The sequence below is a fragment of the Cohnella cholangitidis genome (assembly GCF_014107495.1).
GTDB classification, from domain to species: Bacteria; Bacillota; Bacilli; order Paenibacillales; family Paenibacillaceae; genus Cohnella; species Cohnella cholangitidis.
This window is the reverse complement of sequence record NZ_CP041969.1, coordinates 3516665-3531930: the sequence shown is the minus strand read 5'-3', so window position 1 is coordinate 3531930 and position 15266 is coordinate 3516665. Positions and strand designations below refer to the sequence as shown.

The 15266-nt window shown below is 52.3% G+C and carries 8 protein-coding genes, 8 tRNA genes and 3 rRNA genes; all 19 read right to left on the bottom strand.

The window, feature by feature from the left end:
- Nucleotides 1–214: 214 nt before the first annotated feature.
- The 19 genes from FPL14_RS16480 to FPL14_RS16390 all read right to left on the bottom strand — a co-directional run bounded on the left by FPL14_RS16480 (nt 215) and on the right by FPL14_RS16390 (nt 14909).
- On the bottom strand, nt 215–2113 hold the full coding sequence (locus FPL14_RS16480) for an FAD-dependent oxidoreductase (protein WP_182298732.1): 1899 nt from the start codon (nt 2111–2113) through the stop codon (nt 215–217).
- 44 nt (nt 2114–2157) lie between these two features.
- Nucleotides 2158–2631, bottom strand: coding sequence for an acyltransferase (locus FPL14_RS16475; protein ID WP_182298730.1), 474 nt, complete (start codon nt 2629–2631; stop codon nt 2158–2160).
- A complete protein-coding gene (ppaX, locus tag FPL14_RS16470) occupies nt 2628–3302 on the bottom strand; it encodes a pyrophosphatase PpaX (protein WP_182298728.1) in 675 nt (224 codons plus the stop codon). Before ppaX ends, FPL14_RS16475 begins: the two co-directional genes overlap by 4 nt.
- The gene (lgt, locus tag FPL14_RS16465) at nt 3265–4260 is read right to left on the bottom strand and encodes a prolipoprotein diacylglyceryl transferase (protein ID WP_182298726.1); all 996 of its coding nucleotides are present in this window, start codon (nt 4258–4260) and stop codon (nt 3265–3267) included. Before lgt ends, ppaX begins: the two co-directional genes overlap by 38 nt.
- Before the next feature lie 17 nt (nt 4261–4277).
- Nucleotides 4278–5210, bottom strand: coding sequence for an HPr(Ser) kinase/phosphatase (gene hprK / locus FPL14_RS16460; RefSeq protein ID WP_182298724.1), 933 nt, complete (start codon nt 5208–5210; stop codon nt 4278–4280).
- Nucleotides 5211–5366: 156 nt separating this feature from the next.
- Nucleotides 5367–6488, bottom strand: a complete 1122-nt coding sequence (locus FPL14_RS16455) for an ABC transporter ATP-binding protein (protein WP_182298722.1) — start codon at nt 6486–6488, stop codon at nt 5367–5369.
- Between the two features lie 91 nt (nt 6489–6579).
- A complete protein-coding gene (locus tag FPL14_RS16450; RefSeq protein ID WP_182298720.1) occupies nt 6580–7674 on the bottom strand; it encodes a PucR family transcriptional regulator in 1095 nt (364 codons plus the stop codon).
- An 82-nt stretch (nt 7675–7756) separates the two neighbouring features.
- Nucleotides 7757–8704: an MraY family glycosyltransferase gene (locus tag FPL14_RS16445; protein ID WP_182298718.1), complete on the bottom strand. Its 948-nt coding sequence runs from the start codon at nt 8702–8704 to the stop codon at nt 7757–7759.
- Between the two features lie 186 nt (nt 8705–8890).
- Nucleotides 8891–8966: transfer RNA gene (locus FPL14_RS16440), tRNA-Lys, on the bottom strand.
- A 72-nt stretch (nt 8967–9038) separates the two neighbouring features.
- Nucleotides 9039–9122, bottom strand: a tRNA-Tyr gene (locus FPL14_RS16435).
- 35 nt (nt 9123–9157) lie between these two features.
- Nucleotides 9158–9233: transfer RNA gene (locus FPL14_RS16430), tRNA-Phe, on the bottom strand.
- 20 nt (nt 9234–9253) lie between these two features.
- Nucleotides 9254–9330: transfer RNA gene (locus FPL14_RS16425), tRNA-Asp, on the bottom strand.
- 10 nt (nt 9331–9340) lie between these two features.
- A tRNA-Val gene (locus FPL14_RS16420) sits at nt 9341–9416 on the bottom strand.
- Between the two features lie 15 nt (nt 9417–9431).
- Nucleotides 9432–9508 (bottom strand) — tRNA-Met (locus tag FPL14_RS16415).
- A gap of 144 nt (nt 9509–9652) precedes the next feature.
- Nucleotides 9653–12580, bottom strand: a 23S ribosomal RNA gene (locus FPL14_RS16410).
- Between the two features lie 231 nt (nt 12581–12811).
- Nucleotides 12812–12887, bottom strand: a tRNA-Ala gene (locus FPL14_RS16405).
- A gap of 88 nt (nt 12888–12975) precedes the next feature.
- Nucleotides 12976–13052 (bottom strand) — tRNA-Ile (locus tag FPL14_RS16400).
- A gap of 69 nt (nt 13053–13121) precedes the next feature.
- Nucleotides 13122–13238, bottom strand: a 5S ribosomal RNA gene (gene rrf / locus FPL14_RS16395).
- A 117-nt stretch (nt 13239–13355) separates the two neighbouring features.
- Nucleotides 13356–14909 (bottom strand): 16S ribosomal RNA (locus FPL14_RS16390).
- The 16S, 23S and 5S rRNA genes sit together here with 8 tRNA genes alongside, the layout of an rRNA operon.
- Nucleotides 14910–15266: the final 357 nt, after the last annotated feature.

Below are 15266 nucleotides of genomic sequence, written 5' to 3'. Positions count from 1 at the left end.
TCTCTATCAAACAAAATCATAGTCTGCCCATTTATCGGCATCCATCATTTGCTTCATTACGTTAAAGTGCTACCAAGTTACCATACTGCCAAAATAAAGAGATTAGTCGTATATTACCATGCCGTTCCCGCTCAGTCAATCCCGAGCCCCGCCAAAACTCCCCATGCAGCAACCGCCTAATGCCTGCGACGGCATTAGGCGGTTCGGCCTGGCATCACTTGAAAGTCATGCCGACTTTCTGCAGAATATCGCGGTAGAGCATGAACGTATCCCCGTTCGTCAGCTTATCGCGATTAGCGATATTCGCTAACGTGTCTTCAACGATCCAACCGCGCTCGATCAGCGTCTGAAGCGATGCTCCTTGCGCGCCCGACTCCGACTCGATCAATGCCCTAGCCAGAAGATCCGCCGCGTGGGCAAGACTGAGCGGCTCTTTCGCGGACTCCTCGGAAATGTCCGCCGCCGATAACGGTTCCGAGAGCAGATCAGGATACCTCTTCTGAAGCGTGCGCACGGAGTTCGCGAACCGTTTCGGGCTGGCGGCTTTGTCCAATGCCCACCCATCGTTGGAATATCCTCCGATCGTGAGGAAATGGCTCGCCGCTACGAGCAAGCCTTGGTAGTCCTTATGCTTCGCGTATTCCGGGGTCGGGAAACTTCTCATCCGCAGATCCATTCCCTGCTTCTTTAACCGTTGGCGAAGCTTGGTTATCCCCGCCTCCGATTTCGACAGTTCGCGTAACGTGAGGCCTTCGTCAATTGCAAGCTTTACGGCCGCTCCGGATGCTTCTCCAGTCGCCATCCCGAGAGGGATGACCCGAGCGCTTCCGTGCGGCAGCGAATCGAAGCTTGCCGATCTTCCGACGACGAGCATGCCTTCCACATGAAGGGGAACCAAGCAACGAAACGGCACGCCGTACTGCTCGGGCACCAACATGATCGACCCTTTGTTGCTTGCATCGGAGCTCTGGATGTCGACTTCGTATGCGCCATAAGCGATTGCATCCCAATGATCGCGGTTTTCCATCAGATCGACCATGCTTAGCCTATACTCGCCTTTGATGTGCCGCGTTTCTCTCACGTATAACTCGGGTGCCGTACCCGCGTATTCGAGATCGCGAAATTCCTTGAACCTCTTTTTCAAGAAATCGACGATAAGAGGCGCTTCCTTTTGCCCGATCCGCAAGCCTTCCTGTACCGACTCCGGATCCAACGGGTTAACCCCGTAGATTTGCATCGAATTAATGAGCAGCGTATCCCCGTCTTGGCGTCCCAAGTTCAGGCTGCGCATTTTGACTCTTTTCGGATCGGAGGATTCGTACTCTCGCGCTTCCGGGTAGCCCCAAATGCTGCGGCTGTCGAAGCCGGTGTTCTTGTGGGTTTTCAGTTTATGCCATACTTCGTCCGTTACTCCGCTCAGCTTGAATACAAGCGTAACGGCCATTTGGGCATTCGGCTCTCCGATATCTCCCCGTCCGACCGTATATTCGGCGCCGGCCGCTACCGCGATGTCCGCATCTTGAGTCGCGTCGATAATAGCCTTGGACATGATTTCCTCTACCGAGCCGTCCTCTTTGACTATGCGCATCCCTACCGCCTGATTGCCTACCATTACGGGATCCATCTGCCGCGCTTTCAACAGCAGATCGATGTTCGGCTCATCGGCTACCATTCGGTGAAACAAGTTAGCCGCGTGATTGACGTCAAATGAAGTTCCTTGTATGCCTTCGTACCATTCCTGAAACAGTCCTTTATTTAAATAAATCGGTTTGTTCCAGAAGCGATAGGACACGGGGGCTTTGTTTAGATCAAGCGAATTCAACCATCCTAAAGTCATTAACCCGCCAAGGATCGAACGGTTTCGGTTATCCACCAGCAACACTTTAAGCCCGTTGCGCGCAGCCGAGATCGCGGCCATAACGCCTTCGGGATCCGTTCCGGCCACGATCACGTCGTAAGCCGGAGCGAGCTTTTCGGCCGAAACCGCGACTTCCAGTTGCTCCTGCGTCGACCGATGGATGCTTTCATTTAGCCGATTGGTGAATGTAAGAGTACAGAAAACGGGAACGAGCAATAGACACAGCGCGATTTTAAGTAACCTCTTATATAGCATGCTTCCTTCTCTCCTCAGTCTGTCAACGCCTCAACGCAGTTCCATTAAAGCTCTCTCAAGGGATTTCCGCCTACTCGCGCGTTAGGCGCAACGTCTTTATGTACGACGGAACCCGCTGCGATGACGGCTCCATCCCCGATCGTCACCCCAGGAAGAATCGTTACGTTGGCCCCGATCATGACATTGGATCCGATACGGATATCGCCTAACCGATATTCCTTTATTAAATACTCATGCGTAAGCAGCGTGCTATTGTATCCGATGATCGAATTGTCTCCGACGGATATCCGTTCAGGAAAAAAGACGTCGACCATCACCATGAGGGCGAACGCCGTATGGCGTCCCACCTTCATGCCGAGGACACGTCTGTAGATCCAATTCTTCACGGGCAGGCTTGGACAATACCGCGATATCTGTATAAACACGAAGTTGCGAACCGCTTTAAAGCGCGAGACCGTTCGATACATTTGCCAAAGCGCATTCGGTCCTTCCACCGGATACCGCTCTACGTTTCTCAACCTTCGACACCCTCCAACTCGATTCCGCATAAGGCCAACAGTTCAGTCATCTCATGCAGGATATGCGCCGCTCCAGCCTCCAATAGGTGGTTTTTCCCTTTTAGGGACCATGCCACGCCTACCGGAATCGCTCCCGCCGCGATTGCCGACTTCATGTCGACGGAGCTGTCTCCGATCATGAACGTCTCGGATGGCTTCACGCCCAACGCTTGAATCGCTTTGGCCACCGGCTCCGGATGGGGTTTCGCATGCTCTACGTCGTCCAAGCTCACGAGAGTCTCCATATACTTATATATCCCGAGCAGTTCTAACGCGCGAATCGAGGAAGCTCTCATTTTCGTCGTGACGATGCCCATGCGAATTCCCGCTGCGTGCAGACGAGCGACGACATCCGCGACCCCCGGAAACAACGATACCATCTCATCGTGACGAACATGGTTGTACTCCCGATAGGCTTGCGTAAGGCTCTCTACGTCTTGACGGCCGGAGAAATGCTGCAATTGCATCGACAGCGGCTGCCCCATGCTTGGTATAATATGTTCTCTTCCGAACCCTTCCGGTACGATTCCCTTTAACGCATGCATGAACGACTGTATGATGAGTTCGTTCGTATCGATTATCGTTCCGTCCAGATCAAACAGGACGGTCGTGATCTTCTGTTGTCGAGTCATTCTCGCTAGTCTCCGTTCCCTGATGTACCTCTTCCGCCGGTTTTGCTTTGGTGCTGATCAGCGGATCGTTATACTTCTGCTTAGCCAGCCCCAGTTTGCGACGTACGACGATCAGTACGATACCGGCAATGACGATAAGAAGGGCGAGCAACTGGGATATGCGTATATTGCCTTCCGCCGGATTCAAGTATCCTTGTTCGAACAACGTTGTCATAGGCGACCATAATGCGTCCAATAAAGACTTCAACCATTCCGGGCCTTTGAAGCCCAAGCTGTCCGTACGAAGCGCCTCGATGAAGAAGCGGCCGATCGAATACCAAATAAAGTAGGAGAAGAACAATTCTCCCTCGCGCAAGAAATTCCGTCTTCTAATGACGAACAAAATAATCAATCCGAGCAGGCTCCACAGCGATTCGTACAAGAACGTAGGGTGATGGTATGTTCCGTTAACGTTCATCTGGTCGACGATAAACTTTGGAATGTGTAACGTATCGCTAAGGAAAGATCGCTCAACCTCTCCGCCATAAGCTTCCTGATTGACGAAGTTGCCCCAACGCCCGATCATCTGGCCGATCAGCAAAGACGGAGCGCAGATATCGACGATTCGCCAGAAGCTGTAGCCCTTGGCGCGAATATAGAAGAACCCGCACAGCAACGCCCCGATCAATGCGCCATAAATCGCGATTCCGCCATTCCAGATCTGAATGATCTCGCCGGGATGATCCTTGTAGTAACCCCATTTAAAGGCAACATAATACAAACGCGCGACAATAATAGAGGAGGGTACCCCAAAGAGCATCAAGTCTAGGAAAAAGTCGGGATTAAGTCCGAACCGTTTACCTTCCTGAACCGCGATGAGCAAACCGGATAAGGCAGCCAAACCCAGAATGATGCCGTACCAGTGTACCGACAAAGGTCCTAGCGTAAACGCAATCGGATCCAAAAGTAAAGTATACATGCTCTTCCTCCACTATTTTATTCGTAATCGTCCTCGGAGATCGCTTCCGTCAACTTATTCGTGAACTGCAACGCAGCGTTATATCCCATCCGTTTCAGACGGAAGTTCATGGCCGCGACTTCCAGAATGACGGCTAAGTTTCTACCCGGTCTAACGGGAACCGTCAGTAACGGAACTTCAGTCTCGATGATCTTCGTCGTCTCTTCGTCCAAGCCCAAACGGTCGTATTGCTTGTCCTGTTGCCAGTTCTCCAGCTTCACGACCAAGCTTATGCCCGTCTGGTTGCGAACGGCGCCTGCGCCGAATAACGTCATGACGTTCAATATTCCAAGACCGCGGATTTCCAGCAAGTGACGGATAAGATCCGGTGCCGTTCCGAACAAGTTGTTATCCGCCGTCTGACGAATTTCCACCGCGTCATCGGCAATCAACCGGTGCCCGCGCTTAACAAGCTCGAGAGCCGTTTCGCTTTTCCCGATTCCGCTGCCTCCGGTTATGAGCATCCCTACGCCGTATACATCGACAAGAACGCCATGGATAGTCGCGGATGGAGCCAGCTTCTTCTCCAAGAAGTTCGTGATCCGGCTGAGAAGGATCGTCGTTGCTACCGAGCTGCGAAGAACCGGAAACTGCCGTTCGTTCGCGATCTCGATCAATTCCGTCGGTATCTCCAATCCTCTCGTAACGATAATGCACGGCGTTTCTTCATGGCATAGCCGCTCCATGCGATCGCGTCGCTCTTCCGTCGTTAACGTCTCCAAGAACGCAAGCTCCGTACGTCCGAGCATCTGCGCCCGGTCCGCGGGATAATAATTGAAATAGCCGGCCATCTCTAATCCGGGCCGATTTAAGTCGTCCGTCACGATTTTCCGTCGCAACCCGTCTTCACCTGCAACAATTTCGAGGTGAAACTGCTGCACGAGCTCGGATACTCTCACTTTTTTAGCCATCGTACAGCTCCCTTCCTAATTTCCCCTATTTATCGTATCGAAAATAGACCGACAAAGCAATTTATACTTTCAAAATGGCGGCATATACCATCATATCTATATATAAGAAAACCGCCCGGCCAATGGCCGAACGGTTTCCGCTCTGTAAAGCTTCTATTAGTTCTCGAAAATGTTAAGTTCCGAGTCTTTATCGAATACGTGGATTTTGTTCATGTCGATCGCGAGTTTCACGTTTTGGTTCTCGCGAAGGCCGGAACGTCCGTCAACGCGGGCGATAACGTTGTCTTTACCCAATCCGTTCAGGTAGAGGAACATCTCGTGACCCAAGTTCTCGGATACTTCGATCGTTGCGTTCACGACGCTGTTCGGAGAAGCTTCGATGAACACTGGCTCTTCGTGAAGATCTTCCGGACGAACTCCAAGAATGATCTCGCGGCCGATATAGCCTTTAGCGCGAAGCGCTTTTGCTTTGCCTTCCGGAATTTCAACGTTGAATCCGGTAGCGCGGAAACGAACGGATCCGCCTTCTTCAACCAATTGACCAGTGATGAAGTTCATCGCCGGAGCTCCGATGAAGCCTGCAACGAACAGGTTAACCGGGTGGTTATAAAGAACGTCCGGAGTAGCGGCTTGTTGGATGAAGCCGTCTTTCATAACGACGATACGGTCTCCCATTGTCATCGCTTCCGTTTGGTCATGCGTTACGTAGATACAAGTCGTCTCAAGACGTTTCATCAATTTACTGATGTTAGCGCGCATTTGAGTACGCAATTTAGCATCTAAGTTGGAAAGCGGCTCATCCATCAAGAAGACTTGCGGTTCACGAACGATTGCGCGACCCAAGGCAACACGTTGGCGTTGGCCCCCGGACAATGCTTTCGGTTTGCGATCGAGCAAGTGCTCGATTTCGAGCGTGCGAGCTGCTTCGCGTACGCGGCGATCGATTTCGTCTTTGCGGAATTTACGCAATTTCAAACCGAATGCCATGTTCTGATATACGTTCATATGAGGGTACAAAGCGTAAGATTGGAACACCATTGCGATGTCGCGATCTTTCGGTGCTACGTCGTTAACGACGCGGTCGCCGATGTACAGCTTGCCTTCGGAAATTTCTTCAAGTCCTGCGATCATACGCAGCGTGGTCGATTTACCGCAACCGGAAGGACCAACGAGTACTAGGAATTCTTTGTCCTGGATATCCAGATTAAAGTCGGTTACCGATGCTTTGTCGGTACCTGCATATTTTTTGTACACATTTTCTAAGCGAACGCCTGCCATTGTTCATTTCCCCCTAAACTTCGTTTGAAGGTACAGGAATATCTTAACTCACACATGGGCTTGATGACTATGCACAAAGCGTACAAAAAATTCATTTCCTTTTCGTGACTTTGTACAATAGCAATAAGATCCGAACTAGTACCGCGTCATTGAAGGAACGGACGTCCAAGCCTGCTTCGTGTTTGATTTTATCCAGTCTATATAGCAACGTGTTCCGGTGAATGAACAATTTTTTGGCGGTTTCGCTAACGTTGCAGTCCATGGAGAAAAAGGCGTCGAGCGTCGACACCGTCTCCGAATCGGTGAACAGATCAGGCCTGCCCATCATTTCTTCCACGAAACGCGACCGTACCATCTCCGGTATTCCGCTCAGCAATCTCTCGAGGTGAACGAGCCAAGGCAGATGGATTTGCATCCCGACATGGAATTTGCGTCCGAGGAATATCGTTTCCCTAAGCGTGCCTACGATTCTTACGACGCTTTCCGATGGAATGATCGGTTCTCCAACCGCGATGTGGCATTCCCCGCCCCATTCTCCCGTAATAAGCTGATGCAAGCCTTCTGCCAACGTAGCGAGAAGCTCCTTCGTCTCTTCGTGTCCGAGCACCTCGTCTTCTTCCGAATCGGCTTCCATTAACACGCGATCGCTGCTTAGAATAAGCCATTCATGTTCTCGAAGCGGTATGAGTAACGTTTCATCGGATATAAAAGAACGAATGGTCTTCTCCAATTCCGCGTAGGACGGCTCCTTTTCTTCCAATTGTTCGCACAGGAGCAGAAAGGGAACCATTCCGTCGAACAGCCTGTTGCGAAGCTCCATTCGATCCGGCACCTCGGCACGCCACTCTCCTGCCGTCACCGACTGCTGAATCCATTCGCCGAGCCGTCTGGCCTGGCGCTCCAAATCGGATGCGCCCGAAGAGCTGGGACGGGTACCGCCCTGCTGGACTGCCCATCCGAGTAATTGCTTCTCGACTTGCGTTAACGTCGCGGCCACCTCGATACAGTGCAACTCCGCTCCGTTAATACGGGTTACCATAAGGCATACCTTTTCCAGTTGGATCGCATCGCCGACTTCGGGATGTTTGTTGCCGCCTGCACTTTCCCACTCGATTCCCGTCAATACTTTGGCCACGACCGATGCGTTCAGAAGTTGCCCCAATAGCTGCAGCTTGGTTTTGTTCATCTCTGAAGCCCCTTGTTCGCAAGATAAGCAGATAAGCGATATATGCGTCATTGTAACATATTTGACGCTTATCCGGGGATCATCAGCGCAGGACTAACAGAACGACGATCGACAACAACGAGAAAACGGCTGCAATCAAGTATAGGAATGACACGGTCTGAACTTGGGTTAATCCCCACTTCATCAAACTATGGTGAGTGTGCAGATTATCCGCGCGATGCAACCCCTTCCCCTCCAATAGCCTTCTCGAAAAAACGATGACCGTATCGAGAATGGGAACGCCTAACGCCAGCAATGGCACTGACAAGGATAAGAGCGTTGCGCCTTTTAATGTTCCGTCTATCGCCGTCACGGCAAGCGTATATCCTAAGAAGGTCGCCCCTGCGTCGCCCATGAATATCCGTGCAGGATGGAAGTTATACGCCAAGAATGCCAGGCATGACCCGGCTAACGCTACGGCAACCAATGCCGTATCCGTGTGATTGAAGATAAGCGAGGCCGCGAACAAGGTCAACGAGGATATCACGCATACTCCGGAGGCGAGGCCATCGATCCCGTCGATAAAATTAAGCATATTAATAAGCGCGAACACCCATATCACCGTAAAAAATGCCGCTGCGGCAGGAGAGAAGAGAATCATCGACGACGAGGAAGGAGACGTAATGCCTTGAATGGATATTCCTTGCCACACGGGGATGTATGCGACAGCTATGTATACGAGTAGCCTCGGCCAGACGGGAAATTCCCGGCTTCTGGATTTGAAAGCATCATCCAGCAACCCGATCGCCACGAGGGCGAAACCTCCGATTAGAAGCGACCGAAATAATGCCGGCTGTCCCATGAATAAGAAAGAAGTAACCGTAACTCCCGCGAATATCGCAACTCCTCCGGACAAAGGCACCGGCTCCGCATGTATTTTGCGGCGAGTCGGCCTATCGACGAATCCGAAACGCAGCGCGAGCTTGCGAACGAATGGCACGAGCAAGATAACCAATGTAAAAGCGAAGGCAAGCGCGTACAAATAAACCATAAATAATTCCTCCGGTTAAGCGATTTGAACTTAACATTCCCCTATCGCCATCGGAGACATACCAAAAAAATTCATTATGCAAAGCTTTAATGATATTAATGAGAATTCGATTCTTGGCAGCAACAATACCCAGAAAGGAGTTTAAAACAAAAAAACAGACGTTTGCACGTCTGCGATTTGTTGAACTGGTGAGCCATGTAGGACTCGAACCTACGACACCCTGATTAAAAGTCAGGTGCTCTACCAACTGAGCTAATGGCTCGCATTGAGTGTTTCCCCGAAAAGTACTCGGAATTCTCTACAACGCTTAACTTCACTTTTTGGGGGTAAAGAATGGTGGAGGATGATGGATTTGAACCACCGAACCCGAAGGAAGAGATTTACAGTCTCCCGCGTTTGGCCACTTCGCTAATCCTCCACAATGCAAGCCGGTCTGGTAACCGGATAAAGAAATGGTGGCTCGAGACGGAATCGAACCGCCGACACGAGGATTTTCAGTCCTCTGCTCTACCAGCTGAGCTATCGAGCCTTAATGCTTTTGAGATAAAATGGCGGAGCTGACGGGATTCGAACCCGCGGTCTCCTGCGTGACAGGCAGGCATGTTAGGCCACTACACCACAGCTCCGCATTATATATGGTGGAGGCTGACGGGATCGAACCGCCGACCCTCTGCTTGTAAGGCAGATGCTCTCCCAGCTGAGCTAAGCCTCCATGGGAATAAATAAGTGGTAGCGGCGAAGGGACTCGAACCCCCGACCCTCCGGGTATGAACCGAATGCTCTAGCCAGCTGAGCTACACCGCCACATCAAGTCATGCGCGGTTCGGTACAAGACCTGAACCGTCAAAACCATTTATGAGACAAGGCTTACACCTTGAAAACTGGATGCGAAACAAAGCATGTAGGAAGAAGGTGAGTGTATCATTTGCCTTACTATGTCAATTCGTTTAGGATAAGCCCTCGACCGATTAGTACTCGTCAGCTCCACACGTTGCCGCGCTTCCACCCCGAGCCTATCAACCTGGTGTTCTTCCAGGGGTCTTACGAATTGGGAAATCTCATCTTGAGGCAGGCTTCGCGCTTAGATGCTTTCAGCGCTTATCCCTTCCGCACTTGGCTACCCAGCGGTGCTCCTGGCGGAACAACTGGTACACCAGCGGTGCGTCCATCCCGGTCCTCTCGTACTAAGGACAGCCCCTCTCAAATTTCCTACGCCCGCGACAGATAGGGACCGAACTGTCTCACGACGTTCTGAACCCAGCTCGCGTACCGCTTTAATGGGCGAACAGCCCAACCCTTGGGACCTACTTCAGCCCCAGGATGCGATGAGCCGACATCGAGGTGCCAAACCTCCCCGTCGATGTGGACTCTTGGGGGAGATAAGCCTGTTATCCCCAGGGTAGCTTTTATCCGTTGAGCGATGGCCCTTCCATTCGGTACCACCGGATCACTAAGTCCGACTTTCGTCCCTGCTCGACTTGTAGGTCTCGCAGTCAAGCTCCCTTATGCCTTTGCACTCTGCGCGCGATTTCCAACCGCGCTGAGGGAACCTTAGAGCGCCTCCGTTACTTTTTAGGAGGCGACCGCCCCAGTCAAACTGTCCGCCTGACACGGTCCTCCTACCCGGTAAGGGTAGTGAGTTAGAACTCCGATACGATCAGGGTGGTATCCCAACGGCGCCTCCACAGAAGCTTGCGCTCCTGCTTCATAGGCTCCCACCTATCCTGTACAGACCGTACCAAAGTTCAATATCAAGCTACAGTAAAGCTCCATGGGGTCTTTCCGTCACGTCGCGGGTAACCTGCATCTTCACAGGTACTAAAATTTCACCGGATCTCTCGTTGAGACAGCGCCCAAGTCGTTACGCCATTCGTGCGGGTCAGAATTTACCTGACAAGGAATTTCGCTACCTTAGGACCGTTATAGTTACGGCCGCCGTTTACTGGGGCTTCAATTCATAGCTTCGGGTTGCCCCTAACCACTCCTCTTAACCTTCCAGCACCGGGCAGGCGTCAGCCCGTATACTTCGCCTTGCGGCTTCGCACAGACCTGTGTTTTTGCTAAACAGTCGCTTGGGCCTCTTCACTGCGGCCCCCTCGTGCTATTCACACTACCGGGGCACCCCTTCTCCCGAAGTTACGGGGTCATTTTGCCGAGTTCCTTAACGAGAGTTCTTCCGCGCGCCTTAGAATTCTCATCTCGCCCACCTGTGTCGGTTTACGGTACGGGCACCTTCTCCTGGCTAGAGGCTTTTCTTGGCAGCGTGGGTACATGACCTTCGGTACTATGATTTTCCCTCCCCATCACAGCTTGAGGTTATAGTGTGCGGATTTGCCTACACACACCTCTCACTGCTTGGACGAGCATATCCATCAGCTCGCGTCGTTCCCCTCCTGCGTCCCCCCATCGCTCATAACGGATTACGGTGGTACAGGAATTTCAACCTGTTGTCCATCGACTACGCCTTTCGGCCTCGCCTTAGGTCCCGACTTACCCTGGGCGGACGAACCTACCCCAGGAACCCTTAGGCTTTCGGCGGACAGGATTCTCACCTGTCTTTTCGTTACTCATACCGGCATTCTCACTTGAATGCAGTCCACCAGTCCTTCCGGTCTGACTTCAACCCGCATTCAACGCTCCCCTACCCAAGTACCCTAAGGTACATGCCATAGCTTCGGTGGTGTGTTTAGCCCCGTTACATTTTCGGCGCAGAGTCACTCGACCAGTGAGCTATTACGCACTCTTTAAATGGTGGCTGCTTCTAAGCCAACATCCTGGTTGTCTTCGCAACTCCACATCCTTTCCCACTTAACACACACTTGGGGACCTTAGCTGATGATCTGGGCTCTTTCCCTCTTGACGACGGATCTTAGCACTCGCCGTCTGACTCCCGAGTATACATACATGGCATTCGGAGTTTGACTGGACTTGGTAACCCTTGGCGGGCCCCGCACCCAATCAGTGCTCTACCTCCATGATGCTTCACCTCGAGGCTAGCCCTAAAGCTATTTCGGGGAGAACCAGCTATCTCCGAGTTCGATTGGAATTTCTCCCCTACCCCCACGTCATCCCAGAGCTTTTCAACGCTCACGAGTTCGGGCCTCCAGTGAGTGTTACCTCACCTTCACCCTGCACAGGGGTAGATCACACGGTTTCGGGTCTACGACCACGTACTTATTCGCCCTATTCAGACTCGGTTTCCCTTCGGCTCCGCCTCATCAGCTTAACCTTGCACGTGAACGTAACTCGCCGGTTCATTCTACAAAAGGCACGCCATCACCCCTAGATCGGGCTCTGACTTCTTGTAAGCGCACGGTTTCAGGTTCTTTTTCACTCCGCTCCCGCGGTGCTTTTCACCTTTCCCTCACGGTACTGCTTCACTATCGGTCGCCAGGTAGTATTTAGCCTTGGCAGATGGTCCTGCCGGATTCCCACGGGGTTTCTCGTGTCCCGCGGTACTCGGGATCCGTCTCGGAGAGAGAAGACTTTCGGCTACAGGGTTGTTACCTTCTGTGACGGGCCTTTCCAGACCTCTTCGCCTAACCTTCTCTTTTTTTACTCCATGTGAGACGTCCCACAACCCCAAGGAGCAAGCTCCTTGGTTTGGGCTTCTCCGCTTTCGCTCGCCGCTACTGACGGAATCACTATTGTTTTCTGTTCCTCAGGGTACTTAGATGTTTCAGTTCCCCTGGTGTGCCTCCAACGAGCTATGTATTCACTCGAGGGTAACTATCCATTACGATAGCTGGGTTTCCCCATTCGGAAATCTCCGGATCAAAGCTCACTTACAGCTCCCCGAAGCATATCGCTGTTCGTCGCGTCCTTCATCGGCTCCTGGCGCCTAGGCATCCTCCGTGCGCACTTATTAGCTTAACCAATGCTCCGGGATATCGATTCTGTTTCTCCGATGCGCGTTCGTTACAAGGCTCCCATCAAAGATGGGCGACAGCAACGCTCGTGCATGAGTCGAACAGAACCGACATCCCTACGCATACATAGTAGACACTAGTAAGGCAGAGATGATACTCTTCTTCTTTCGCGCTTTGTTTCGCTATCCAGTTTTCAAGGTACAAGTTGTCGATGATGGTTAGTCATCGGAAAGTCTCATGGTGGAGACTAGCGGGATCGAACCGCTGACCCCCTGCGTGCAAGGCAGGTGCTCTCCCAGCTGAGCTAAGTCCCCATGGTATTTTCCCCAAAAAGTGACGCTGTCCTCCGAAGGTTATTCCGATTACTTTTCGGGGACCCCGGAACACTGAGGGTATTTAAGATGGTTGGCCTTAGTGGACTCGAACCACCGACCTCACCCTTATCAGGGGTGCGCTCTAACCAGCTGAGCTAAAGGCCAATATGTGCGCCCGATGCTGCTGGGCCTTATCGCCTTTCCTACCCTGTAGACAAGGATAAGAAAAGCCCGGCTTGGCGACGTCCTACTCTCCCAGGACCCTGCGGTCCAAGTACCATTGGCGCTGGAGGGCTTAACGGTCGTGTTCGGGATGGGTACGCGTGGAACCCCTCCGCCGTTGCCACCAAACCGGCATTTCTTGTGAAAGAGTTTAATTGCTCTTTCAAAACTGAACCCGAGCGTAAGAAACGGTTTGCCACTCCCTTGCGGGCCGTGGTCTTTTTATAGCTCCGAAGAGCTCCTTAGAAAGGAGGTGATCCAGCCGCACCTTCCGATACGGCTACCTTGTTACGACTTCACCCCAATCATCTACCCCACCTTCGGCGGCTGGCTCCCTTGCGGGTTACCCCACCGACTTCGGGTGTTGTAAACTCTCGTGGTGTGACGGGCGGTGTGTACAAGACCCGGGAACGTATTCACCGCGGCATGCTGATCCGCGATTACTAGCAATTCCGACTTCATGCAGGCGAGTTGCAGCCTGCAATCCGAACTGAGACCGGCTTTGTTGGGATTGGCTCCACCTCGCGGTTTCGCAGCCCGTTGTACCGGCCATTGTAGTACGTGTGTAGCCCAGGTCATAAGGGGCATGATGATTTGACGTCATCCCCGCCTTCCTCCGGTTTGTCACCGGCAGTCAACCTAGAGTGCCCACCTTAACGTGCTGGCAACTAAGTTTAGGGGTTGCGCTCGTTGCGGGACTTAACCCAACATCTCACGACACGAGCTGACGACAACCATGCACCACCTGTCTCCTCTGTCCCGAAGGCCGCCTCTATCTCTAGAGGATTCAGAGGGATGTCAAGACCTGGTAAGGTTCTTCGCGTTGCTTCGAATTAAACCACATACTCCACTGCTTGTGCGGGTCCCCGTCAATTCCTTTGAGTTTCAGTCTTGCGACCGTACTCCCCAGGCGGAGTGCTTAATGTGTTAACTTCGGCACCGAGGGCATGATACCCCCAACACCTAGCACTCATCGTTTACAGCGTGGACTACCAGGGTATCTAATCCTGTTTGCTCCCCACGCTTTCGCGCCTCAGCGTCAGTTACAGTCCAGAGAGCCGCCTTCGCCACTGGTGTTCCTCCACATCTCTACGCATTTCACCGCTACACGTGGAATTCCGCTCTCCTCTTCTGCACTCAAGTTCCCCAGTTTCCAGTGCATCACGGGGTTGAGCCCCGCACTTAGACACCAGACTTAAAGAACCGCCTGCGCGCGCTTTACGCCCAATAATTCCGGACAACGCTTGCCCCCTACGTATTACCGCGGCTGCTGGCACGTAGTTAGCCGGGGCTTTCTTCTCAGGTACCGTCATCGGGCTAGCAGTTAACTAGCCCTTATTCTTCCCTGGCAACAGAGCTTTACGACCCGAAAGCCTTCCTCACTCACGCGGCGTTGCTCCATCAGGCTTTCGCCCATTGTGGAAGATTCCCTACTGCTGCCTCCCGTAGGAGTCTGGGCCGTGTCTCAGTCCCAGTGTGGCCGTTCACCCTCTCAGGTCGGCTACGCATCGTCGCCTTGGTGAGCCGTTACCCCACCAACTAGCTAATGCGCCGCAGGCCCATCCGCAAGCCACAGATTGCTCCGTGTTTCCCAAGCTCGCCATGCGGCTAGCTTGCGTATCCGGTCTTAGCATCCGTTTCCGAATGTTATCCCGATCTTGTGGGCAGGTTGCCTACGTGTTACTCACCCGTCCGCCACTAACCTCTTCGGGAGCAAGCTCCCTCAGAGATTCGTTCGACTTGCATGTATTAGGCACGCCGCCAGCGTTCGTCCTGAGCCAGGATCAAACTCTCCATAAAAGGATTCACCGAAGGTGATATCCAAGAGAGCCAAAAGGCTCAATCTGTATTGCTGGTTTGCCTTCCGACGACCGAAGCCGTCTTCCGACGTTTGTTTGTTTCTTACGCTCGATGTTCAGTTTTCAAAGAACAATTGGTGTTTCGTTTTGTTGTCGTCCGCGCTAACGGCGACTTTTATAATATACCACAGCGCCCATCCGTTTTGCAACAAGTAATTTCTACCAGTTCGTGATGTCCTCGTTAGCCGATTGGCTTGCCCAAGAGGCGCGAGATATAATGTACCACATTAACAAAGGATACGTCAACACTTGTCGACAGCTTTTTTCTAAACCGCCGGAGTTACGTTCATCACCCGCG